The organism is Pseudonocardia parietis, assembly GCF_017876315.1.
GTDB lineage: Bacteria > Actinomycetota > Actinomycetes > Mycobacteriales > Pseudonocardiaceae > Pseudonocardia > Pseudonocardia parietis.
Genome location: NZ_JAGINU010000004.1, coordinates 428,094 through 450,041 on the forward strand (window position 1 = coordinate 428,094; position 21,948 = coordinate 450,041).

A 21,948-nucleotide genomic window follows, 5' to 3' on the forward strand; every position below is an offset into this window, starting at 1 on the left:
GTTCGGGTCGAATAGGCGGCGGCGAGCCGGGTAGCGCTGGTGTGGGTTCAGTACGAGTGCAGTCCGCGTCTGGTCCGGTTCGGGCGCGGCGATCACCGGAAGAGGGTTTGGCGATGACCTGTAGCGCCGAGACCGGTGAGGCGCCCGGGGACACGGACATGGACCGCACCGTGGTCTGGTTGGTCGAGGCGTGCTTGAGCAACGTCCTGCGGCAGACTGACCCCCACGACACCGAACGTGCTGGCGACGTCGAACTCGTCGAGTTGCTCCAGCGAGCATTCCAAGCCGCCAGGGCGCCGACCGGCGCAACAACGCCACGTCCGTCGGCTCCAGGAGCAGCTCGCCTCCAGGTGGCGCAGCCGCCAATATTGTCCAACACCGGCTCGTGTGCTGGAGCCGGTGGCCAGTCCAGTCGAGGTCTTTCCTGATGAGAAGCACTGCTGCGATCGGGACGGGAGCGCGCCTGAGTCTGCTCACCGAGCAACCGGCGGTGCAACTGGCGGTCATCGTCAGCGCGTTGGTCGCGCTCGCGGTCCCGGTGGCTGGTCCCGTGTTGTGGCTGGGGGCGGCCACGGTGACGGTGCTGGCCGCGATACGGCAACCCCGCCCCGAAGCGGACAACCCCGACGGCGGGGACGCCGACGGCGGTGGGGGCGGTCTCGGTCTACCGCTGGGGCCGTTCCCGACCCCACTGGCCGGGCCCCGCAGCGACTAACTCGCCTGAGCAGACAGTGATTCAACCGTCCGGAGGCGGTGACATGATCGCGTTGCAGCTGCGCGGAATGGGTTGGGATGTCGGCCAGGGCCAACCGTTGGTCCTGCTCGAAGAACACGACCCGCCGGGGCGGGTGTTGCCGATCTGGATCGCCGAGGCGGATGCCGCCGCTCTGGAGCTGGCCCACCTGGGCATGTCCGCTGCCCGGCCAGGAACTCACGAGCTGATCGCGGCTGTGCTCGCCGCCTCCGGGCGTCACTTGACCCGGGTGGTCATCACGGCCCTGCAGGCACACATCTACTACGCCGAGCTGGTGCTCGACGACGACACCCGCGTGTCCGCGCGCCCCAGCGATGCGCTGACCCTCGCACTGCGAGCCGGCGCCGACATCGCCGCCAGCGAATCGGTTCTCGACCTCGCCGCCCTTCCGGCCACAGCGGTCCTCGAAGCCACCACAGCCGAACCCCTGACCGATCCGGTGTCGGAGCTCGAGCCCGAGCAGCAGGTCGATCTCGACCGGTTCCGCGAGCTCCTCAGCTCGGCCACCCCGGACGACTTCGACCTCGGCCCTGATGAACCACCCCAGTAGTGGTGAAGGCCGGTTCGACGGAGGTGGAACATGCGAACACAGGTCGTATGAGGTGTCGGAGCGGTCCCGCGCGGGTATGAGGTGGGTCCGAAGAACAACAGCATCGTCGAAGGCAGTGCTCTCTTATGGGATTGATGGACAAGCTGCGTGAGGTCTTCAACCGCCCGAGCCGGGCTCCCGAGACCGCGGGGCCCAGGGTGGTCGACGCGCCAGACGCCGGGAGTGCCCCGTCGCAGGACAACCGGGGTGGACAACATCGCACCCGCACTGCCGAGAGTGCCACATATGACACCGATGCTGGGACCCGGCGCGGCGAACCGCGCTGAGGCTCCTTGCCACCTGAGCACCGCCAGCCACTGAGCCGTGTGCCATCGGCGCGACCAGCGGTCCAACGTCTCGTCTGCCCGGTTCCTCGTGCCGAGTGGGCCCGACAGGTGGCCCCAGGGACACCGCCCGTATACCCGCGGCACAAGGCGGGTAGTAGCCCCACTCACCAGCGTGGATGGAGCTCATGACCGAGGTATCGGCCCGGCTCACCGTCGTGGCAACTCGACCCGATAGGTGCACCACCATGGTCACCGTGTGCGGCGACGTCGACCTGACCACCGCGCCTGTGCTGACTACCGCGCTGCGCGCCATGGTCGTCACCCCCGCAGGTGGTCACGCAGTCGTCGATCTCAACTCGGTGTCGTTCCTGGCGGCGTGCGGGGTGGAAGCACTGACCATGGCCCGCGACCACGCCGCGACGTCCGGCACGACCTTGGTCACCACAGCCGCCCCGGACAGCGCCGTCGGGCGCGCTCTCGCCGTTCTTGGCTGGGTCCATGATCCTGGCCCCGAGCCCGGCGCCGACTCCTCGGCCCCTGTGCGCGCCACGACGCCGGCTGCCGTATGACATTGACTTCCGCTTGGCAGCACAACCCCCGACGCTGCCGGCCCGGCGCGGACGCTGCTGCAAACAAGCGCAGCCGCAGAACGACGACGAGACCCACTGTGCACCGCCCTCCACCGAGCCGGGCGTGCTGATGCCTCTCGAGCAGCAGCCTGCCTCGATCGATGTGCTCACCCCCGCGATCGCCATGATCACGTGCCGAGCCCGTTCATCCCGACATGTACCCAGGCCAAGGCCGACACCGCGGGCCCGCACCTGATCGGCGAGGCCGCCGACCATGTCCTGCCGCCAGTGGGCGTAGAAGAACAACCCACAGCCGGTCACCGCGGTCTCAGGGAGGTCACCGTTAAGGACCCGATCGCACGAGCAGAGGACGCTGCCCGCCCCCAGGGCGAAGAACCTATCGAGTCCTCATCCGTCGGCCAGACGTGCCGTCGGCTGAGGGTCGAGTTCCCCGGCACCGACCCGAGCGAGATCTTCACCCTGGCCGAACACTGCCGGCTGGAGCTGTCCGGCGTCCCCGACGAGGCGGTCCCGGAACTGTTGGAACGTCTCGTGCGGGCACGGCTGCTCGATTCGGCCGGCACCGACCGCCCGTGATCGAGCACCGGCGGCTGGCCACGGTGTCCGGCTCCGCTCGTGCCGGGCATGTAGGAGCACGCGTGCAAGCTCGCGGATCTGCTCGCGTTGCTGCAGACCGGCTTGCTGGGCCGGGCAGGTTCTCCTCGCCCAGACGGCCACAGCGCTGACGATGCCATCGGCGACGGCGATGGGCACGGTCCACGTCGCCGGGCTGCGGGCGGTCAGGCACACCTACGACGTAGCCGAGCTGACACACCCGGAACCGGGATGATCCGGGCGCCGCAGGGCGTTGTGCAGGACGTCCGGACGGGAACGCCCGTACGGAGACCAAGGGGGTGAACGGTCTCGACTCCGATCGCTGACCGAGGGGAAGCGTGCCGAGGAAGGCGACGATGATCTCGTTAACCATGCGTCGCAAAAAAATAAGTGCCGACAACAGTCGCACCGCCCCGCAGAGCGCTTACGCGCTCGCTGCCTGATCAACAGGTAGGGGCTGTCGGGCCGGAGGCGTCCCCGCTCCGGTTCCCGGCATCATCTAGGGGACTCACCCTGCGGTTCGGCCGCGGAAGCGCAGGGGACAACACACAGCGGCTGGGATCGTCACACCGGCTCGTTCGCGTGACCGGTGGATCCGAGCAGAGACAGAGCGAACTGCGCACGGAGAAGCCCTCGTGATCCGACGGAGGACCCGGGTTCGATTCCCGGCACCTCCACCACCACAGCGACGGCCCCGCCCCGGACCCTTTCCGGGACGGGGCCGTCGCCCTGTGCGCCCAGCAAAGGCAGGGTGCCCATGGACAAGGACTCGTGCATCAGAGCCGGGCAGTACGTCGCCACGTGGGGGAAGCGCGAACGCCCGACCAGCGCACCCAGCCCACCAGTGACCGCGACCGCGGGCACCGCATCGGCGGGGCCGCGCCCGCAGCCTGCTCACCGGGCTCAACCGTCGATCGGCAACGTCTTCTGCACGAGGGCTTCGTGCTCGGCAAGCAGGTTGAGCCCGGCATGCACGGTGCCGGGCGTGTCGCCCTGGTAGGCCTGTAGGAACCGCGACCGACGGGACTCGGGCGCGCCGTGGTCTCGCTCGGCGAAGAGCAGGTACGACTCCGCCACCTCACGGCACGCGCGGCGAGTCTCCTCGCGCTCGACCCGGGTTGCCAGCCAGGCGACGAACACCGCGAGCCGCTCGGCGAGCCGGGTCGGCGGCAGGTCCGGCCGCTGAGGGATATCGGTCATAGCAAGTCCTCGACATCATCGGCTGTAACCGGCGCCGTCTACCCGGTTACTGGGAGTTCCACGCCCGGAACGGAAGGTCGTGCGCCAGGTATTCGTCGACTTCGATCTCTGGTTGCGCCAATTGATCACTACCGCGCCACCGTGCGGTGCCCCGAATCCGTATGGGGCCGACTGCGAACTCGCCGACGTCGGCGCCCCTCTCACGCGAGCCGCCTGCTACCTCACGCCGCTCAGCTCGATTCCGCTTCGCGGGCCGCGCCGCACCACCGCGCCGGAAACGATTCCGTCGAACCGGAGGGTAGAGCGCCGATCACGGTCGTTTCGTGGTCAGCAGCCGGTGAGCCGCCGATACACCGCAGCGGTGGCCACGCCGTAGGTCACGTGGGGTACGAGGTCGCGGACCCAGGAGCTGCCGGGCCAGCGGCGCGGGTCGGTCACCCCGAGGGCGGCCATCGGCGCGGTCGACGCCACGTTCGCGGCGAGACCGGCCACGACTCCGCGCGCCCACAGCGGCAGCCTGGTAAGGCGAGGCGCGATCAGTCCGTAGGCCATGCCGGTTCCCATCCCGGCAGCAATCCCCAACAGAGCACCCAGCCCGGCGCGTCGGTTGTCGGCAGTGGGGCTGTTCGGCCCGTCCTGCGACAGCGCCGAGGGAACGACGTCCTCGATCCGACCGACGGTCTGCTCCGGGGTGGTGCTGGCCGGCCGGGCGAGGGCGGCCATGTCGAGGTAGGTCGTGGCGTTGAGTGCCGTAGTTCCGGCCGCTCCGGCGGCGGCTCCGGCGATTGCCCGGTCGAGCATCGTTGTGGTCATCTCACGCGGGTTCCCACCGTCGTGGCAGTCATACCGCCGTGGACCTACGACGTCCTGGGACGCCGACGCAGCCGTTCGCACACGGGCACGCCGGATCCGGAGGCAGCCGCGACTGGGGATGTGACGCCGCGGGACTTGACCCGGACTTCTCCTCGGGCACCCCGATCCCCTTGAGATCATCCACCCCGAAACTGCGAGTGCCGTGGCTTAAAGCAAGCGATGGCCAGGCGCGCGCCGGTGTCGCCCTCGGCGGCTGATCCCCACCGCGGCCCGGGATGGGACCGCTCACGTCACTGGGACTCATCCGACTGCGACCGTCTACTGCGCCCGCGGAGGCCGACCAGCCGGCGACCGGTCTGCTCCATGCCGCGCTGCAGCCCGCCGTAGGGCATTTCCTGCCGGACTCGGCCGAGCGCGACGACCAACCCCAGCACCCCGAAGACCACGGCGGCCACGACCGACCCGACATTGGTCACGAACGGCCCGGACGGCAGGACGCCGAACACCCCGATCAGCAGGCACACCAGCACCTCGACCGCACCCACCACCAGCAGGACCCAGCCGTAGGCACGGGCGGCCGACAGCCGGGTCGCACACAACAGGCCGGCCACCCCGAGCACGAGGTGGATCACGTCGCGTATCGGGTCCACCGCGATCCCGAGCAGCTCGCGGCTGGCCTCGGGCACGCCGGGCAGGCCGCTGTAGCGGAACCCGACCATGCCGTAGAGCAGCATCGCGCACCCGGTCAGGAGCATCAGCAGCTGCGGCCACGGGAACACCGCGTGACCGTGCGAGTGGTGTTCGGACTGGACGGGCATCTCGACCTCCGGTCTCGCTCGGACGCCACGCAGTGCTCCCCTGCCAGCAGGCGTCGGGCCGCGCCTACCCGCCCACACGGGATCGATGCCTGCCCGCCGCGGGTGTGCGGGGTACGGCAGTGGGTAGGAGCCCGCAGTGACCCGCACCCGTCCACCCGCCGGTATCCGCCCCCGGGCCGTCCCCTCCGCGTCGGCGCCCCGGCGACCGTCCAAGGGCGGGCGCCTGCTCTCGATGCTGCGCACGACCGACCCGAAGGACATCGGGCTGCTCTACCTGGTGACCGCCTTCGGCTTCTTCCTGGTCGGCGGGGCGATGGCCCTGCTGATCCGGGCCGAGCTGGCCCGCCCGGAGCTGCAGTTCCTCTCGACCGAGCAGTACAACCAGCTGTTCACCATGCACGGCACGATCATGCTGCTGCTCTACGCGACCCCGATCCTGTTCGGCTTCGCGAACTACATCGTGCCGCTGCAGATCGGGGCGCCGGACGTCGCGTTCCCGCGGCTCAACGCCTTCTCCTACTGGCTGTTCCTGTTCGGCGGGCTGATCGTGCTGTCCGGGTTCGTGACACCGGGCGGTGCCGCGGACTTCGGCTGGTTCGCCTACACCCCGCTGTCGGACGCCACCCACTCCCCCGGCGTCGGCGGTGACCTGTGGGCCAGCGGCCTGATCGTGTCCGGGCTGGGCACGATCCTCGGCGCGGTCAACATGATCACCTCGATCGTCTGCCTGCGGGCGCCGGGCATGACGATGTTCCGGATGCCGATCTTCACCTGGAACATCCTGTTCACCTCGGTGCTGATCCTGATCGCGTTCCCGATCCTGACCGCGGCGCTGTTCGGTCTGCTCGCCGACCGGCACCTCGGCGCGAACGTCTTCGCCCCGGAGCACGGCGGTGTGGTGCTCTGGCAGCACCTGTTCTGGTTCTTCGGCCATCCCGAGGTCTACATCGTGGCGCTGCCGTTCTTCGGCATCGTCACCGAGATCATCCCGGTGTTCTCCCGCAAGCCGCTGTTCGGCTACAAGGGAATGGTCTACGCCAGCGTCGCGATCACCGTGCTGTCGGTGGTGGTCTGGGCACACCACATGTACGCCACCGGGGCGGTGCTGCTGGCGTTCTTCTCGCTGACCACCTTCATGATCGCCGTGCCGACCGGCATCAAGTTCGTGAACTGGATCGGCACGATGTGGAACGGGAAGGTCACCTTCGAGACGCCGATGCTGTTCTCGCTCGGCTTCCTGGTCACCTTCCTGCTCGGCGGCATGACCGGCGTGATGCTGGCGTCCCCGCCGCTGGGCTTCCACATGTCCGACACCTACTTCGTCGTCGCCCACTTCCACTACGTGCTGTTCGGCACGATCGTGTTCTCGGTGTTCGCCGGTGCCTACTTCTGGTTCCCGAAGATGACCGGCCGGATGCTCGACGAACGGCTCGGGAAGCTGCACTTCTGGACGATGTTCGTCGGCTTCCACCTGACGTTCCTGGTGCAGCACTGGCTGGGCAACGAGGGCATGCCGCGCCGGTACGCGGACTTCCTGCCCTCCGACGGGTTCACGTTGCTCAACACGCTCTCCTCGATCGGCGCGTTCCTGCTCGGCGCGTCCACGCTGCCGTTCCTGTACAACGTGTTCCGCAGCTACCGCTACGGCCCGGTGGCAGGCGTCGACGACCCGTGGGGGTTCGGGAACTCCCTGGAGTGGGCGACCACCTGCCCGCCGCCGCGGCACAACTTCACCGAGCTGCCACCGGTCCGTTCCGAGCGGCCGGCATTCGAACTGCACTACCCGCACGCCGTCGACAGGGCACGCGCCGAGGGGAATCCGGAGGCCCGCCGCTGATCGAGCACGTCGACGCCGTGGTGGTCAGGGCCGGGCACAACAGTAGTCGCCGCGAACGTACTCGCCCGACGCCGGACGGGACGTTCTGATCTGCGAGGCGCCCCACGCGCCCGGCGGGGCCGTGCGCTCGGCGGGGATCACCGCACCGCATCATCCGCGGGGGCGCCGCCTCCGCGCCCGGAGCCAGCGCAGCTGGCCCTGTGCCGCTGACCTGGCCACCGTGTTCGCCGGGCTCGCCGTCCTGCCCACCCCGGCCGGCCGGCCGGAGGCCACCGCCCCGACGAGGAGCACGGAGAACCCGGCAGAACGGCGGGCCGGACGATCCCGTACGTCCACACACCTCGCAACCCGCCGGTCCCAGCAACACCGTGATCAACCAGCAAACACGAATGACCGGACTAACGACGGGCCAACGACCGGTTCGACGACCTGCTGGCGATGGCGGTACATGCGGCCGCTGCTGGAGCAACGCGGTGGTTTGTATCGTGGCCCAGCGGTCATCCCCGACCATGCGGGTCGTGGTGGTAGGCGCAACGGGCAATGTCGGTACCAGCGTCGTGCAGGCGCTCACCGCGGAGCCGCAGGTCAGCTCGGTGCTCGGCCTGGCGCGGCGGTTGCCGCGCTGGCGCCCGGATGGGGTGGAATGGGCCGCCGCGGATATCGCCTCCGACGACCTGGGCCCGCACCTGCGCGGAGCCGACGTGGTCGTGCACCTGGCGTGGCTGTTCCAGCCCACTCACGACCCGGTGTTGACCTGGCGGGTCAACGCGTTGGGCGGGATTCGGGTGTTCCGCGCGGCCGTCGAGGCGGGGGTACCCGCGCTGATCCACGCCTCCTCGGTGGGGGCGTACTCACCGGGCCCGAAGGACCACCCGGTCGATGAGAGCTGGCCCACCGATGGCTGGCCGACCGCCGGCTACACCCGGGAGAAGGCCTACTTGGAGCGAGTGCTGGACGGCATGCAGGCCGAGCACCCGCAGCTGCGGATCGTGCGGATGCGCCCAGGGTTCATCTTCAAGCGGGAGGCCGCCACCGAGCAACGGCGGCTGTTCGCCGGCCCACTGCTGCCCAACCCGCTGGCTCGCCCGGGCCTGATCCCGCTCGTGCCGGACCTGCCCGGGCTACGGTTCCAGGCGCTGCACTCCCTCGACGTCGGCGAGGCGTTCCGGGCCGCAGTGGTGCGCCCGGTCCGCGGCGCGTTCAATCTGGCCGCCGACCCGGTGCTCGACGCCGCCGAGCTGGCCCAGCTGCTGGGCGCACGCACCGTGCGGCTTCCGGCCCCGGCCGTGCGCGCCGCCCTGGTCACAGCCTGGCAGCTACATCTGCTGCCGGCCTCACCACATTTGTTCGACGCCGTGCTCCGGTTGCCGATCCTCGACACCACCCGTGCCCGAGACGAGCTCGGCTGGCAGCCACGGCACAGCTCCCTCGACGCCATGCGGGAGTTCCTCGACGGGCTGCGCGACGGCGCGGGGATGGATACCCCGCCACTGGCGCCGAGCACCAGCGGCCCGCTGCGCAGCCACGAGGTCGCCACCGGGGTCGGTGTGCGACCGTAGCCGGCCCACCCGAGGCGCAGCAGCGGTGCACCCGGACCCGGCACGGTCGCACGGTCGCACGGTCAGTGGGAGCTTGGCTACCTCGAGCGTACGGCCCAGCGGTGCCGGGGGCCTCGCCTCGGCCGAGATCAACCAGTTGTCCCTGCCGCGAGCACTAGATCGGAGCCGGTGTGGACCGAGGAGCGCGTCTCGATCCAGATTGACGCGGCCTTGGCGCGGTACCCGGTAGGAGTGACCCACACCGAACCTAGACTCACGGTCATCGCTCGAGGAGCCGCTGCGGGGACCGCCGCGACGACCCTCATGAGTGCCGTCCTCGAGGTCGGACAGCGAATGACGTCGTCGTGGAGACAACCGCCGACGCTGATCGTCCGAACAGCGCTGGCGGGCGGCCCGGCGCATAAGCTCGCGGGCGAGGATGTACTCGCCATCATGGCGCACCTGGGCTACGGCACCTCGTGTGGAGCACTGTTCGCCCTGCTCAGCCGACGCGGGTTGAGGCCGAGCCCTGCAGTCGGCGTCGGATACGGTCTCCTGCTCTGGTTGATCAGCTACGCCGCATGGGTTCCCGCCATGAGGGCGATCCCGCTGCCCCAGCACGACTGTCCCGGCCGCCAGAGCACGTTGATCGGCGCGCACGTCGTCTACGGCGTTGTGCTGGCGACCACCCTGCGACGCCTGCGGCGTCGGTCCTGGACCTGACCGGGGTTAGCTCTTCGGGATCGACCGCCGTGGGCGGGCGCCGCGTTCGGTTCGCAGGGCTGGCGCCCGTATCCCAAGGCAGACGCGGCGCCGGCGATCCCGGCGACGACGAACACGCCTCCGGGAACGAGCGGTCAACAGGCCGGGTACGTCCCAGGTAGGCGCCGCGGGCCGCCGCGGGCCCGCGCCCCGCCAGGAGCGCAGCCACCAGCAGACAGAACGCGGCATGCCGCCGGGGCGTGGCGTCGATGCGGACCGCGGGGTTCTCGGGCCGCCAGTCAGGTTTTCGAGTGCCGTTGACAGGGCGTGGGGAGAGCTGCCTGCTCGCAGGCCTCTCGCGCCGGCGACAAGCCGGTCCGCGCGGCGGTACAGCTGGCCGCGACCGGGCGGCGGCCTTTTGGCCCGGCGAGCAGGGCCCTGTGGGACAAGGGTCGCGAGACGACGGCTGTCCCGAGGCAGGTCCGAGCTTCCATGGCGGTGGAAGCGCTGCGCTGGAAGGGCTGAGGCGAGCTCGGGAAACTCCCCTCTGCCCCGGCGGGTGTGGGCGAGCCGCCAGCCCGCCACAGACCCAGGGGCCTCCAGCGGTTGCGGCACTCGTAACCCGTTCCTACCGTGACGTCACTGGACGAGGGCGGTTACGACCGCCTCCGGCCCCGTTGAACGCCGCAGTGGATGCCGGTCACCGACCCTCCGGAGTTGTCCGTGCGTACAGTGCCACCACGAAGCCCGGCCGAGCGGACCCAGACGGCCCGTCGCGACGGTCCGGGCGGCTACAACGATCTCGAACCCGACCTGCGCCAGCTCGCCCGGATGGCATCCGACGACCCGGACCGTGGGTCGTTGCGTGACCGGCTGATCTGCGAGTTCCTGCCGCTGGTGCGCAACATCAGTCGGCGGTACCGTACTGCGGCCCACTCGGCCGAGGACCTCGAGCAGGCCGCGATCCTGGGGTTGATCAAGGCGCTCGACCGGTACGACCCGGACGCCGCGACCGGTGGCCCACTCGGTTACCTGGTCCCGAGCGTCCGCGGCGCGGTCCTGCGCTATCTGCGTGACCACAGCTGGGCATTGCGGGTGCCCCGTGATCTCAAGGAGCTGGGGGTCAGCATTAACCGGGCCACGGTGGTGCTGTCCCAGCGGCTGGGGCGGGCACCGCGGCCCAGCGAGCTCGCCGAGGAGCTCGACGCCGACACCTCCGAGGTCGTGGAGGCGCTCGGCGCCCTGGAGTCCTACCGCGCGGTCTCGCTGGACGTGCCCGGCCCGGACGGGGAGCTCACGCTCGGCGAGCGGCTCGGTGACGACGACCCGGGCCTCGAGAGCGCCACGATGCGCGACGAGCTGCGGTCCCGGATCGATGCCTTGCCCCTGCGGGACCGGCGCATTCTGCTGCTGCGATTCTTCGGCGACTGGACCCAGTCCGATATCGCCGCGGAGATCGGGGTGTCCCAGATGCACGTGTCCCGGCTGCTGAGCCAGATCATCGCCCGACTGCGGGAGGAACTCGGCGACTGACCGTGGCAGTCGCACCGTCCGCGACCGAGCCGACTCGCTGGCGCGCGGGATCGGCGGCCGTTCGGGGCGAGTCGGGGCCGTCCCGCTGCCGGTATGCCCACCGCCCCAGCGGGTGGCCGCCCGATCGTGATCAGACCCGCGCCACGGTCTGGCTGCGGTCCGCGGCCCGGCCCAGCTGCTGCTCGTGCGCCCGCGTCGCGATCACCGCGGCCGGGCGAGGCGACCGAGTACCGCTACCACTTGAAATCCATCTCTTGCAGGCTGGTCTGCACGGTCCGACCGCTCTCCCACGGGTTCGCTTCGGGTGCCACTTCCGGCACCGGGATGTCGGCACGGCCATCTCGTTTGTGCGGGGTCGAGACTCCGAGCCTTCGGTCCCGCTCTTGGATCAGGTCTTCGTTCGCCTGTCCGTCCTCGGTTAGGCCCATCATCAACTGCGGGATACCGTAGGGGAAGTCGTCTCGATCATATTGCCACGCGTGGAACATTTTCCCATAAGTCGTCACGAGATCGGTGAAGTACGACTTCTCCGCGAGGTCAGGGATGCCCGGGGCGACCAGAATTCCTGACTTGACCTCGTAATGATGGCTGTGCCACAGACGCTTCTCATCCTTCGGGAGGTCCCGGAAACGTTCCTCGCTGATGATGTACTCGATCCCGATGAGGCGTGCGTCGGCTGCGTTCCGGTCGAAGATCACGCACTGAACCTTTTCCAACCTGGCGGTCAGGCGGGTTGGTCGTGTCTGGCGTGGCAGCCTGGAAAGCAGAAGAGCCCCTGGTAGACGAGTGATTGCCTAGATCAACTCGTTGTCCACCAGGAGCTCCGGTGCTTTCCTACCCGTCCGCGCTGTCGGTGTCCACTCGCGCGCTGATCACCCTGACCAACGCCCTGCAGCACAGCCGCAACCAGCGCGGTACCCGCTGGCGGCGCCTCCCGGTCGGCCGCCACGCCCTGCTCGCCCTGGCGCATCTGCGCAAGGGCGAGACCTGCCCCGACCTCGCCGCCGGGTTCGGAGTCGGCACCACCACGGCGTTCCGCTACGTCCGCGAAGCGATCGACGTCCTCGCCGCCGCGGCACCGAACCTGGCTGAGGCGATCGCGGTTGCGTTGCGGAAGGCGTTCGTGATCCTCGACGGGACCCTGCTGCGGATCGACCGGGTCGCCATGGCCTCGGGGCGCGACCGCCCGTACTACTCGGGGAAGTGGAAGTGCCACGGCATGAACGTCCAGGTCATCAGCGACCCGGCCGGGCGGCTGGTCTGGGCGTCGCCGGCGTTGCCCGGTGCGCGGCATGACATTGGTGCCGCCCGCGAGCACGGGATCATCGACGCCCTCAACGCCGCCGGGGTGCCGGTGGTCGCAGACAGCGGATACCGCGGCGCCGGGCCGACGTTCCACCTCCCACAGCGACGCCGACCCGCCGATCGCGACACCGGCGAGCGCCGACGGCTCTCACCGAGTCAGCGGGAGGTCAACGCCGCCCACGCGGCGCAACGCGGCCCCGGTGAACGCGCGAACGCGATGTTCAAGAGCTGGAAGATTCTGCGGAAGATTCGGTGCTGCCCGCAGCGGACCACCGCGCTGGTCAACGCGATCCAGACCCTCATCCTCGCTGGCTGACGCCAAGTGGAAAGAGTTCGCTGATGCCGTCCGCAGCCCGACGGATGGCGCGGGCGAAGATGTCCGGCATCTCGACGGGCACAAAGTGTCCGGCATCATTGACGGGTTCCACCGACACGTCGGTGAAGAATTCATCGAGACGATCCGCCCATGCCATCGGGAACAACGGGTCATGCTGGGGCCACAGGAAGGTCGTCGGGACGGTCGATCGCTCCGCTGCAGGCGGCACCGCCTCGGTCAGTGCGCTGATGACGCTCCCGCCTCCTGCCCGGTACCACGCGACCGAGGCGGTAAAGGCACCTGGCCGACCGTAGGTGGACGCGAGGTGGTCCAGGCGGGAAGGGTCCAAATAGAATCCCGGACCAGACCAACGTGACCAGAAGTGCCGCACGTAGATACGCGCGGCCTTGGCGTCACCGTCGATGAGCTCCTCCGCCAAGTCGAGTTGATGAAACCACTGGTACCAGAACTCTTCCAGCGGCTTGGGCTCGACAATGCGAGGGCCGACCCCGGGTGCAGGCGGGGTGACGACCACCGCACGTACCAGGTCCGGGCGACACCGCGCGAGGTGCTGCGCGACACGGCTACCGACGTCGTAGCCGGCTACGAGGAGCTGTGAGATCCCGAGTTCCTCGGCGAGGGCGGCGACGCTACGCGCCTGCCCGTCGCGACCGTAGAACTGGACCGGATCCCGACGGTGTTTGTCGGAATCCCCGAACCCGCGTAGATCTGGGACCACCACGTCGAACTGGCCGGAGAGTCGAGCCACGACCCCCTCGTAGTCGCGACGATCTCCCGGCCAGCCGTGGAGCAAGACCACAGCCGGGCGGCCAGGCGAGGCCGTTGTCTCGTACCGATCGTAAGCGAGTCGGAAGCCATCGATGGCAGAGCTCATCGCCATACGTGCAGTCCCTTCAGCCTAGTGGTGCCTGGTGTCGACAACCCGGGGTGGTGTGGAATCGGGTTTCAGGGGCCGTCCTCGATGAGGAACAACTCGACGGTGACAGCGACCGGGCTGCGCGCGGGATCGATGGTCCCTCCGTGGACAGCTCCCCCGGAGTCGCCCACCAGCACTTGGACGGAGGTGTCCAAGGCGGCATCGGCCGACACCTGGCCGATCAGCGTGACGAGCTCCGCGCAGGGCGCGGGCAAGGTGGCCTCGTACCCGGCCCGCAGGAAGGTCGGCCCGACCAGGCTGCCTATGCTGGCCCGCATCGAGGCCTGCTTCCAGCCGTGCTCGACACATAGCTGCCGCGCCGTGGCCTGCAGATCTTGCCCCGGCAGGACTCGGGCGAGGATCACACGTTTCCCGGCAGGACAGCCGGCCACGGCACTACGGTGCGGCGTGAAGACCGGCATTCCCGTCTCGGGGTCCTCCGCGTTGCGACTGCAGATTCCCGGGAGTGGGTGGAACACGGCCTGCAGACCGAGTGCTCCGAGTGTCGTACCGGGCCACACATGTCCCGCCTGCAAAGCTCCCGCCGCGTCCATCCACGCCGCGTGGCAATGGAACCATGGCTCGTCGCGCTGGCTGCCGAGAGTGAGTGACCCTCCGATGACGTTGACCGGGCCTCGGGCCATGTACCGGTCGCTATAGACGAGCGCGCGGCCATTGAGCCTTTGCCAACCTGATCATCCGTTGGCGATCATGAGGGTCTGAACTGCGGCGATGAGCTCGGCGGCCCGGCTCGGGCAGGACCGGATCTTGCGCAGAACCTTCCAGTTCTTCAGCTCGGCGTTGACCCGCTCACCCGGCCCGCGTCGGCGGGCATGTGCCACGTTGACCTCCTTCTGGTTGTGCGACAGGCGTCGGTAGCGGCCGGTGTCGGGGTCGATGCGCCGACGCCGCTGCGGCACGGCCACCATCGGACCGGCGCCTTGGTAGGCGGTGTCGGCGACCGCGGGGATCTCATGCGCGGTCAGCGCCTCGATGATCCCGTGGTCGCGGGCGGCTCCCATGTCGTGCCGAGCGCCAGGCAGCGGCGGGGAGATCCACACCAGCCTGCCGATCGGGTCGGCGATGACCTGCACGTTGAGCCCGTGGGCCTTGTGCTTGCCGCTGTAGTAGGGGCGGCCTCGGCCGGACGCCATGCCGACCCGGTCGATCCGCAGCAGGCTGCCGTCGAGGATCACGAACGCCTTGCGTGAGGCGACCTCGATCGCCTGCTCCAGCGTCGGGGCCATCGCCGCGAGCAGGGCGAGTGCCTCCCGTACGTACCGGCAGACCGTCGACGTGCCGATCTCGAACCCGCAGGCCAGGTCGGCATAGGTCTCGCCCTTGCGCAGGTAGGCCACTACCAGCAGGGCCTGGCGGCCAGCGGAGAGCTTGCGCCAGCGGGTCGCCCGCTGGTTGCGGTGCGCGCGCAGCACGTCGGCAAGCATCCCGAGCGCGCGGCTGGACACGGTCATCCCGGACGGGTAAGACAACACTCTGAAGCTCCTGGTCAGGCGGATTGATCTAGGCAATCGCCCGTCTACCAGGAGCTTCACCCATTCGAGGTCACGCCACGCCGCACGCCAGCTGACCTGCTCGTCCATCAGGTTGGCAAAGGCTCACTGTCGTCGGGGCATGTCAGCGGAACCGACCAGGACATGTGCTCGACTGTCCCGCCGAGCAGTTCCACCTGGGCAGACTCGACGCCGAGCCCGGTCATGACCTTGACGAGAGACTCCAACAAGTCGGTCCCGGCCGGCAGAGTGACGCTGTGGGGGCGCGATCGCGTCATGGCGCTGACGACGCGTTCCGTCGCCGCCGGTCCAGGATGCGCCATCGTAGGAATCGTGACTGTCCTGCTCCGGTTCTCCCCGGTGTCGGGCCGTGAGACTGCCGGTTGAGTAAGCCGAGCGGTCGGTGAAGTCGCATTCGTGGTCATGCGGTTTCTCCTCGGAATGGCGGGCGGGGTGTGCCCGTGTTAGAGGTGACCGACCCGGTGTTCCCGATGATCGACCGGGTGACACTGCGGCCGGTCATGCATATGGCGAACAGCGTGCTGATCTCGAAGGATCAGCCGGTGGAGGTGGCATTCTCTTCGTCGCGGCTCACGACGGTGGCTGTCGGGGTGACCGCCGCGGTGTCGCGCTTCGCGATGCGCGCGATGGTGAGTGCGAGCAGTGCCGCGGCGAGGAGGAAGAAGCCGAGCAAGTAGAAGCCGTCGCTGGTCGCCCCGGAACCTGCGGCCATGCCGACCACGAGCGGGCCGACGATGCCGCCGAGACTTCCGAAGAGGTTGATCATGCCGCTGGCGGGTCCGGCCTGCTCGGGTGCGATGTACTGCAGGGCCCATGCCCACCACGGGCCGAACGCCGCGTACACGCCGAGACCGGTGAGGATCAGAAACACCATTTGCACAATGAGAGTGGAGGGCATGAGGTGTTGCAGGAGGAGTGCGGCGGCGCCGACCAGCAGCGGTGGGATGACGAACCACGATTTGGGGCGGTCCGATCGGTCGGCCGCACGTGCGTTCAACAGCATTGCCGCGCCGGCCGCCGCGAACGGGATTACCGACAGCCACCCGACGACGCCGATCCCGCTGTTCGAGAGCTGGCTGAGCACTGTCGGGAGCCACAGGCCGAAGCTGTAGAAGCCGGTCAGCCAGAGGAAGTACACCCCGCAGCACGCCCACACGACCGGGGAGAGGAGAACAGAGGTGAAAGAAGCTGCGGCGGCTCCAGTCGCTTTGTGGGCCCGGGTGGCCTGGATGTGTTCGCGTTCAACGGCGCTGAGCCGGGGGTCGCAGCTCGGGTCGTCACGCAGTAGGACGAGGACGAGGACACCGAGCAGGAATGCAGGCAGCCCCTGGACGACGAACATCGTCTGCCAGTTCCAGGTCTCGATCAGCCAGCCCGCCGAGGGGGCCATGAGTGCCGACGAGGCGGGTAGAGCCAGCAAGGACAGGCCGGTCGCCCGTGCGCGCTCGCCCAGGGGGAACCAGGCGATGAACAGCACCGCGAATGCCGGCCAGACCACGCCCTCGGACAGTCCCATCAGGAATCGCCAGACTATGAGTTCGCCGGCCGATGTGGCGAAAGCCTGGCCGATGGAGATGATTCCCCAGGCGAACAGGGCCCCGGCGATGAGGCGAACGGGGCCGACCTTGTTCGCGAGCCATCCGCCCGGGACCTGGGTCAGCACATAGCCCCAGAAGAAGGCGGACAGGACCAGCCCGATCGCGGTGGACCCAAGTGCGAGCTCGGTACCGATGGAAGGGACGGCAACGCTGACATTCGCACGCTCGGCGAATGCCACGAGGTAGACGAGGAACAACAGCAGACCGACTCGCCGCCAACGGGCGTTCGGAACGGCCGTCGTCGTTGACGAGACGTTCATGACAGACCTCTTCTCGGTGATGGAAAGGGCTCGAGCCCGCCGGTGGGTGAGGCAGGGGCCCGAGAGGCACGACATGGTTTGCCCGACTGGAGACCCGATACGGACTTGTGCTCGGTACGCACGCAACGATCGGATCGATGCGATGTGTTCAATCAGTCTTCGGGAGCAGACCAGCCGGACGCGAGGAGCTCGTCACGGATTGTTCGCTTGACGACCTTGCCGTAGCCCGACTTCGTGAGTCCGGCCCAAGCGATGAACTGCTTTGGCATTTTGTAACGGGCCAGTCGGGGCGTCAACCACTCGAGTAGCTCGGCATCAGTTGCGCGCGCCCCCGCGGCGGGCACCCAGACGGCGACGCCGATCTCGCCCCACTTCGGGTGCGGCATGCCTAACACGGCGACCTCGGCGACCGCGGGGTGGGAAATCAGCTTCTCCTCGATGTCGCGCGGATGCACGTTCGATCCACCGGAGATGTACATGTCCGAAGCGCGTCCGGTGATGTAAAGGTAGCCGTTGTCGTCGACGGTGCCGAGGTCGCCGGTGTGGAACCAGCCGCCGTCGAACGCCGCCGCCGTCGCCTCGGCGTTGTTCAGGTAGCCGGCGCATACAGCGGGTCCGGCGACGCAGATCTCGCCGACCTCGCCCGAACCGATCTCGCGCCCGTCGGGGTCGAGTATCGCGATCTGCATTCCGGTGCGCGGGCGTCCGCAGGTCCCGACCTCGACGTCGTCCGGCTGGGCGCGCCCGTGCTCAGTAGGCGGGAGGACGGTGATGTTCCCGGTGACTTCTCCCAGACCGTAGTACTGGACCAGGACCGGGCCGAGTGTCTCGAGCGCGTGGTCCCGGTCGGTGTTGAGCATCGGTGCACCGGCGTAAATCACATGCTTCAGAGTGGAATGGTCGTGCTCATAGACCGCGGGGTGCTCGGCCAGTGTCTTGAGGATGGTCGGGACGGTGAACATGTTGGTGACACACTCGCGCTCCACCAGTTCCCAGACTTCCTCGCCGCGCAGACCTGGCGAGACCGGGAGGACCGTCGGCGCGCCACGGGCGATCTGCGGCAGCAGATGCACGCCCGCGCCGTGGGACAGCGGAGCTACCGCGAGCGACACATCCTGCTGGCCGAGCCCCGGCATCAGATCCGCGGCGTGGTTGGTGGTGACGAAGCCGAGTTGGTCGTGGGTCAGTATCGCGGCCTTCGGGGTGCCACTCGTTCCGGAGGTGAAGAAGTACCACGCGTGGTCTCCGACTTCGACCCGTTCGTTCATATCCTCCCCCGGACCGGCAGAGGGCAACTCGGACACGGAGCCGTGTTCGTCGTCGGACTCCGTCCACCACACGCCGGCCTTGAGTCCGGTCACTGCCCGCACTGCCTCGACATGTTCGTCGGAACCTGCCGTCGCGATCGCGGCGATCGGCCTGCACACGCCGGCGATCACCGCGACGTCGTCCGGGGTCAGGCGGAAGTTCGTCGGCGCGACGGCGGCCCCGGCGCGCCAAATGCCGTAGAGGGCGGCGATGTAGTCGGGATGGTTGCGACCGTGCAGCAGCACGCAGTCTCCGCGTCGCACGTCGGCGCGGCGCAGGGCCGCGCTGACCCGGCTCGCGCGCTCGTCCAGTTCGCGCCAGCTCCAGCGGGTGCTCCCGTGCACCACCGCCGTCGACCCGGGTAGCCGGCGCGCGGACTGGCTGAGCATCTCGGCGACGTTGACCGCCCGCACCGCAGGTGTCGCGGCATCTGCCGAGTTCATCAATACACCCCCAGTATGGTCGCGTAGTTGGCGACGGCCGCGCCGCCCATGTTGAACACCGCGGCATGCTCGGCGGTCGGCAGTTGCATCGCGCCGGCCTCGCCGACGAGCTGCATCGCGGCCATCACGTGCTGGGACACGCCGGTGGCTCCCACCGGATGGCCCTTGGCCTTGAGCCCGCCGGAGACGTTGACCGGCAGGGCCCCGTTGCGCTCGGTGCGTCCCTCGGCGAGTACTTCGGCGGCCTTGCCCGGTTCGGCTAGGCCGAAGGCCTCGTACTGCAGCAGCTCGGCCACGGTGAAGCAGTCGTGGGTCTCCAGCAGGTCCAAATCGTCGAGGGCGATCCCGGCGTCGCGCAACGCAGTGCGGAAGGCCCGGCCGGCAGCGTCGAAGTGCAGCGGATCAGGCCGGTCCGCAACCGGCATCACGTCATCTGCCTGGACACGGCTGCGGACCGTCACGGCGCGGCGGGCGCCGACGGCGAGATCGGGCGCGGCCACGACCACCGCCGCGGCACCGTCGGAGACCATCGAGCAGTCGGTGCGCAACAGCGGCTCCGCGACCACCGGATTGCGGTCGGACGCGGTGGCGCAGAAGTCGTAGCCGAGGTCGCGGCGCATGTGGGCGTAGGGGTTGTCGACCCCGTTGCGGTGGTTCTTCGCCGCGATCCGGGCGAGCGCCTCGCGCGGGTCGCCGTAGCGCCGGGCGTACTGGCTGGCTAGCCAACCGAAAATGGCGGGGAAGCTGCCGTGGTCCTGCTCGGTCGGCAGGTAGGAGGCGCCGAGCAGGAGCTCGGCGATGTCGGCGCCAGGGGTGCGGGTCATCTTCTCCGCGCCGACGACCAGCACGGCCCGTCGACGCCCGGACTCGACCATGTCCAGCGCGGCGTAGAGCGCGGCACTGCCGCTGGCACAGGCGTTCTCCGAGCGGACGGCCGGGATCCGCGCCAGCTCGGGGGCGCCGGTTCCGACGAGCGCACCGTGGAAGCGCTGGCTGGTGGCGTCGGTGCCGTAGACACCGACCGAGATCGCGTCAATGTCGGCGGGGTCGAGGCCGGCGTCGGCGACCGCGGCCGAGGCGACCTCGGCCATCAGCGCCTCGACGTCGGGGAGGTCGGACTTGCCGAACCGGCCGTGCGACCACCCGATCAGAGTGGGATCGGCATTCATGAGATCTCCTTACGAGGTGCTGTGTTCGCCGGTCAGAGCCGGATTCCACCGTTCACGTCCAGCACCGCTCCGGTCATAAACGAGGAAGCGGGCGACCAGAGGTAGACGACCGCTTCGGCGATCTCCTCGGGGCGGGCTAGCCGCCCGACGAGCGCTCGATCGGCGAGCATCGTGTGCACCTCGGGGTCCTCGCCGAGCATCCCGGTCGTCGTGCAACCGGGAGCCACGGTGTTCACTCGGACCTGGCGGGGGGCCAGTTCCCGGGCGGCGCCCTTCGCCAGGCTGATCACAGCAGCCTTGGAGGCCCCGTAGACGGGGCCGCCGATGTAACCGCCACCGGTGTAGGCGGCGACCGAGGCGCATAGGACGATCGAGGCACCCGGCGCCAGGTGCGGCGCGGCGGCCTGGATGGTGTTGACCGCGCCCACCACGTTGATCGTGAGACAGCGCTCGGCCTGCTCACTGTCGACCTCGAGCAGCGGGACCGGCAGGGTGACACCGGCCGGGACGAAGACGCTGGTGACCGGGCCGCGCTCGGCGGCGACGCCGAACCCCTTCTCCAACGATGCCCGGTCGACGACGTCGGCCTGCCGGTAGGTCGCGTCGGGGAACGCCGTCGCGACGTCCGGCGCCTCCTCGGGAAGATCGAGGACGGTCATCGCATCTAGCCGCCCGGCCGCGAGACCCACCGCGGCCAGACCGATACCGCGGGCACCGCCCACGACGACCGCGTTGCCACCGAAAGCGTCGACGTTATTGGACTGAGTCATCCTGTGCTCCGATCGGGAGAGAAAGAGGAACGGTCTGTGCCGGGGGCACCGGTCACAGGTCGAGAACCAGGCGTGGCGTGCACGACCGGGAGCAGCACGGGGTCATCACCTCGTTCGAGGCATGCTCCTCGGCGGTCAGGTAGGAGTCGCGGTGATCGGGCACTCCGTCGAGCACCACGGTCTCGCAGGTACCGCAGGTGCCCTCCCCACACGAGGTCGGGACGTCGACCCCGGCATCGCGTAGAGCCTGCACGACCGACATGCCGGGCAGGACGCCGACGATGACGTCGGAGTAGTCGCAGACGACCTCGAACGCCGTGTCACCTTCGGTCGACACGACCGCGGCCGGCCGGAATCGCTCGACGTGCAAACTTCCTGGCGGCCACGTGCCGCAGTGCTCGTCGACGGCGTCGATCAGCGGTTCCGGCCCGCAGCAGTACACCGCCACGTCCGGCCGGGAGGCGCCCAGTTCCGTCGCGAGGTCGATCAGACCGGCACGGTCCTGCGGCCACAGCGTGACCCGATTACCGTGCTGTTCGAGCTCGTCGACGAACGCCATCGACTCACGTGCCCGACCGCCGTAGGCCAGCCGCCAGGGCCGCTCGGCCGCGGCGCATTCGGCAATCATGGGCAGGATCGGTGTGATGCCGATCCCGCCGGCGACGAAGACGTACTCCGCGGCCTCGACCAGTTCGAAGTTGTTGCGGGGTCCGCGGCACCGCACCTTGTCGCCGGTCTGGAGGTCGTCGTGGACCCGCAGCGATCCACCGCGGCCTCCGGCCTTGCGCAGGACCCCGATGCGCCACGAGCGACGATTGCCGGGGTCGCCGCACAGCGAGTACTGGCGGACCAGGTCGTCGTCCAGGACGAGGTCGACGTGTGCCCCTGGGGACCAGGCCGGCAGCTCGTCACCGCCCTCGTGTTCCAGCTCAACCACGACGACGCCGTCGGCCGCGGTGCGCTTGTCGAGCACGACCATGTCGAGGTCGTCCGACGGGCCCCGGCTATCGGTCCTAGGCATGTTGTTCACGCAGGCGCTCCGTGTGTCGAGAGAT

Annotated in this window: 21 protein-coding genes and 1 other RNA gene; 10 read left to right on the forward strand and 12 right to left on the reverse strand. The window is 69.1% G+C overall.

All coding sequences use genetic code 11. The features are described 5' to 3' along the window. The first annotated feature begins 427 nt into the window (after window positions 1–427). From JOF36_RS38260 to ssrA, 5 genes are all read left to right on the forward strand, one after another. The gene (locus JOF36_RS38260) at window positions 428–715 is read left to right on the forward strand and encodes a hypothetical protein (protein ID WP_210037089.1); all 288 of its coding nucleotides are present in this window, start codon (window positions 428–430) and stop codon (window positions 713–715) included. 43 nt (window positions 716–758) lie between these two features. Continuing rightward, a complete protein-coding gene (locus JOF36_RS38265) occupies window positions 759–1,304 on the forward strand; it encodes a bifunctional nuclease family protein (protein ID WP_210037090.1) in 546 nt (181 codons plus the stop codon). Window positions 1,305–1,815: 511 nt separating this feature from the next. Beyond that, complete coding sequence (locus tag JOF36_RS38270; protein ID WP_210037091.1) at window positions 1,816–2,199, forward strand: STAS domain-containing protein; 384 nt, start codon at window positions 1,816–1,818, stop codon at window positions 2,197–2,199. A 192-nt stretch (window positions 2,200–2,391) separates the two neighbouring features. After that, window positions 2,392–2,796, forward strand: a complete 405-nt coding sequence (locus tag JOF36_RS38275; RefSeq protein WP_210037092.1) for a hypothetical protein — start codon at window positions 2,392–2,394, stop codon at window positions 2,794–2,796. Between the two features lie 313 nt (window positions 2,797–3,109). Beyond that, window positions 3,110–3,494: a transfer-messenger RNA gene (gene ssrA, locus JOF36_RS38280) on the forward strand. Window positions 3,495–3,717: 223 nt separating this feature from the next. On the opposite strand, the gene JOF36_RS38285 is transcribed toward ssrA, so the two are convergent. From JOF36_RS38285 to JOF36_RS38295, 3 genes are all read right to left on the reverse strand, one after another. Beyond that, window positions 3,718–4,014, reverse strand: a complete 297-nt coding sequence (locus JOF36_RS38285) for a hypothetical protein (protein WP_210037093.1) — start codon at window positions 4,012–4,014, stop codon at window positions 3,718–3,720. Window positions 4,015–4,341: 327 nt separating this feature from the next. Beyond that, window positions 4,342–4,827 (reverse strand): hypothetical protein, encoded by a 486-nt coding sequence (locus JOF36_RS38290; protein ID WP_245353267.1) that lies wholly within the window; start codon window positions 4,825–4,827, stop codon window positions 4,342–4,344. Between the two features lie 290 nt (window positions 4,828–5,117). After that, complete coding sequence (locus JOF36_RS38295; RefSeq protein WP_210037094.1) at window positions 5,118–5,645, reverse strand: DUF4383 domain-containing protein; 528 nt, start codon at window positions 5,643–5,645, stop codon at window positions 5,118–5,120. Between the two features lie 136 nt (window positions 5,646–5,781). Between JOF36_RS38295 and ctaD the strand changes: the two genes are divergently transcribed. From ctaD to JOF36_RS38315, 4 genes are all read left to right on the forward strand, one after another. Then, the gene (gene ctaD, locus JOF36_RS38300; RefSeq protein ID WP_443706285.1) at window positions 5,782–7,482 is read left to right on the forward strand and encodes an aa3-type cytochrome oxidase subunit I; all 1,701 of its coding nucleotides are present in this window, start codon (window positions 5,782–5,784) and stop codon (window positions 7,480–7,482) included. Window positions 7,483–7,991: 509 nt separating this feature from the next. Continuing rightward, window positions 7,992–9,041, forward strand: coding sequence for an NAD-dependent epimerase/dehydratase family protein (locus JOF36_RS38305; RefSeq protein ID WP_210037161.1), 1,050 nt, complete (start codon window positions 7,992–7,994; stop codon window positions 9,039–9,041). A gap of 231 nt (window positions 9,042–9,272) precedes the next feature. Then, window positions 9,273–9,743 (forward strand): DUF6789 family protein, encoded by a 471-nt coding sequence (locus JOF36_RS38310; RefSeq protein WP_372447495.1) that lies wholly within the window; start codon window positions 9,273–9,275, stop codon window positions 9,741–9,743. Window positions 9,744–10,445: 702 nt separating this feature from the next. Continuing rightward, window positions 10,446–11,255 (forward strand): sigma-70 family RNA polymerase sigma factor, encoded by an 810-nt coding sequence (locus JOF36_RS38315; protein WP_210037096.1) that lies wholly within the window; start codon window positions 10,446–10,448, stop codon window positions 11,253–11,255. Between the two features lie 233 nt (window positions 11,256–11,488). Here JOF36_RS38315 and JOF36_RS38320 read toward each other — a convergent pair whose 3' ends face one another. Beyond that, the gene (locus JOF36_RS38320; protein ID WP_245353268.1) at window positions 11,489–11,971 is read right to left on the reverse strand and encodes a DUF1264 domain-containing protein; all 483 of its coding nucleotides are present in this window, start codon (window positions 11,969–11,971) and stop codon (window positions 11,489–11,491) included. Window positions 11,972–12,081: 110 nt separating this feature from the next. Here JOF36_RS38320 and JOF36_RS38325 point away from each other — a divergent pair, with 110 nt between their 5' ends. Next, on the forward strand, window positions 12,082–12,876 hold the full coding sequence (locus tag JOF36_RS38325; RefSeq protein ID WP_210037097.1) for a transposase family protein: 795 nt from the start codon (window positions 12,082–12,084) through the stop codon (window positions 12,874–12,876). Here JOF36_RS38325 and JOF36_RS38330 read toward each other — a convergent pair. From JOF36_RS38330 to JOF36_RS38365, 8 genes are all read right to left on the reverse strand, one after another. Further along, complete coding sequence (locus JOF36_RS38330; protein WP_210037098.1) at window positions 12,860–13,777, reverse strand: alpha/beta fold hydrolase; 918 nt, start codon at window positions 13,775–13,777, stop codon at window positions 12,860–12,862. The genes JOF36_RS38325 and JOF36_RS38330 overlap by 17 nt on opposite strands. A gap of 65 nt (window positions 13,778–13,842) precedes the next feature. After that, a complete protein-coding gene (locus JOF36_RS38335) occupies window positions 13,843–14,235 on the reverse strand; it encodes a PCC domain-containing protein (protein ID WP_210037099.1) in 393 nt (130 codons plus the stop codon). Between the two features lie 273 nt (window positions 14,236–14,508). Further along, window positions 14,509–15,306 carry a transposase family protein gene (locus JOF36_RS38340; RefSeq protein WP_210035628.1) on the reverse strand — a complete coding sequence of 266 codons (798 nt, stop codon included), beginning with the start codon at window positions 15,304–15,306 and terminating at the stop codon, window positions 14,509–14,511. Between the two features lie 574 nt (window positions 15,307–15,880). After that, complete coding sequence (locus JOF36_RS38345) at window positions 15,881–17,203, reverse strand: MFS transporter (protein ID WP_210037100.1); 1,323 nt, start codon at window positions 17,201–17,203, stop codon at window positions 15,881–15,883. Between the two features lie 152 nt (window positions 17,204–17,355). After that, window positions 17,356–18,954: an AMP-binding protein gene (locus JOF36_RS38350; protein WP_210037101.1), complete on the reverse strand. Its 1,599-nt coding sequence runs from the start codon at window positions 18,952–18,954 to the stop codon at window positions 17,356–17,358. After that, window positions 18,954–20,123 (reverse strand): thiolase domain-containing protein, encoded by a 1,170-nt coding sequence (locus JOF36_RS38355; RefSeq protein ID WP_210037102.1) that lies wholly within the window; start codon window positions 20,121–20,123, stop codon window positions 18,954–18,956. The genes JOF36_RS38350 and JOF36_RS38355 overlap by 1 nt, the downstream gene beginning before the upstream one ends. Window positions 20,124–20,155: 32 nt before the next feature. Then, on the reverse strand, window positions 20,156–20,893 hold the full coding sequence (locus tag JOF36_RS38360) for an SDR family NAD(P)-dependent oxidoreductase (protein ID WP_210037103.1): 738 nt from the start codon (window positions 20,891–20,893) through the stop codon (window positions 20,156–20,158). Between the two features lie 52 nt (window positions 20,894–20,945). Further along, entirely contained in the window at window positions 20,946–21,914 is a 969-nt protein-coding gene (locus JOF36_RS38365; RefSeq protein ID WP_210037104.1) for a PDR/VanB family oxidoreductase, read from the reverse strand. Between the last annotated feature and the right edge of the window lie 34 nt (window positions 21,915–21,948).

What these genes read in the sequence shown, in the direction of transcription:
- JOF36_RS38260 (WP_210037089.1), top strand. Translation starts at nt 428, where the DNA reads ATGAGAAGCACTGCTGCGATCGGGACGGGAGCGCGCCTGAGTCTGCTC.
- JOF36_RS38355 (WP_210037102.1), bottom strand. Translation starts at nt 20,123, where the DNA reads ATGAATGCCGATCCCACTCTGATCGGGTGGTCGCACGGCCGGTTCGGC.
- JOF36_RS38285 (WP_210037093.1), bottom strand. Translation starts at nt 4,014, where the DNA reads ATGACCGATATCCCTCAGCGGCCGGACCTGCCGCCGACCCGGCTCGCC.
- JOF36_RS38345 (WP_210037100.1), bottom strand. Translation starts at nt 17,203, where the DNA reads ATGAACGTCTCGTCAACGACGACGGCCGTTCCGAACGCCCGTTGGCGG.
- JOF36_RS38265 (WP_210037090.1), top strand. Translation starts at nt 759, where the DNA reads ATGATCGCGTTGCAGCTGCGCGGAATGGGTTGGGATGTCGGCCAGGGC.
- JOF36_RS38360 (WP_210037103.1), bottom strand. Translation starts at nt 20,893, where the DNA reads ATGACTCAGTCCAATAACGTCGACGCTTTCGGTGGCAACGCGGTCGTC.
- JOF36_RS38335 (WP_210037099.1), bottom strand. Translation starts at nt 14,235, where the DNA reads ATGCCGGTCTTCACGCCGCACCGTAGTGCCGTGGCCGGCTGTCCTGCC.
- JOF36_RS38365 (WP_210037104.1), bottom strand. Translation starts at nt 21,914, where the DNA reads ATGCCTAGGACCGATAGCCGGGGCCCGTCGGACGACCTCGACATGGTC.
- JOF36_RS38295 (WP_210037094.1), bottom strand. Translation starts at nt 5,645, where the DNA reads ATGCCCGTCCAGTCCGAACACCACTCGCACGGTCACGCGGTGTTCCCG.
- JOF36_RS38290 (WP_245353267.1), bottom strand. Translation starts at nt 4,827, where the DNA reads ATGACCACAACGATGCTCGACCGGGCAATCGCCGGAGCCGCCGCCGGA.
- JOF36_RS38350 (WP_210037101.1), bottom strand. Translation starts at nt 18,954, where the DNA reads ATGAACTCGGCAGATGCCGCGACACCTGCGGTGCGGGCGGTCAACGTC.
- JOF36_RS38330 (WP_210037098.1), bottom strand. Translation starts at nt 13,777, where the DNA reads ATGGCGATGAGCTCTGCCATCGATGGCTTCCGACTCGCTTACGATCGG.
- JOF36_RS38270 (WP_210037091.1), top strand. Translation starts at nt 1,816, where the DNA reads ATGACCGAGGTATCGGCCCGGCTCACCGTCGTGGCAACTCGACCCGAT.
- JOF36_RS38305 (WP_210037161.1), top strand. Translation starts at nt 7,992, where the DNA reads ATGCGGGTCGTGGTGGTAGGCGCAACGGGCAATGTCGGTACCAGCGTC.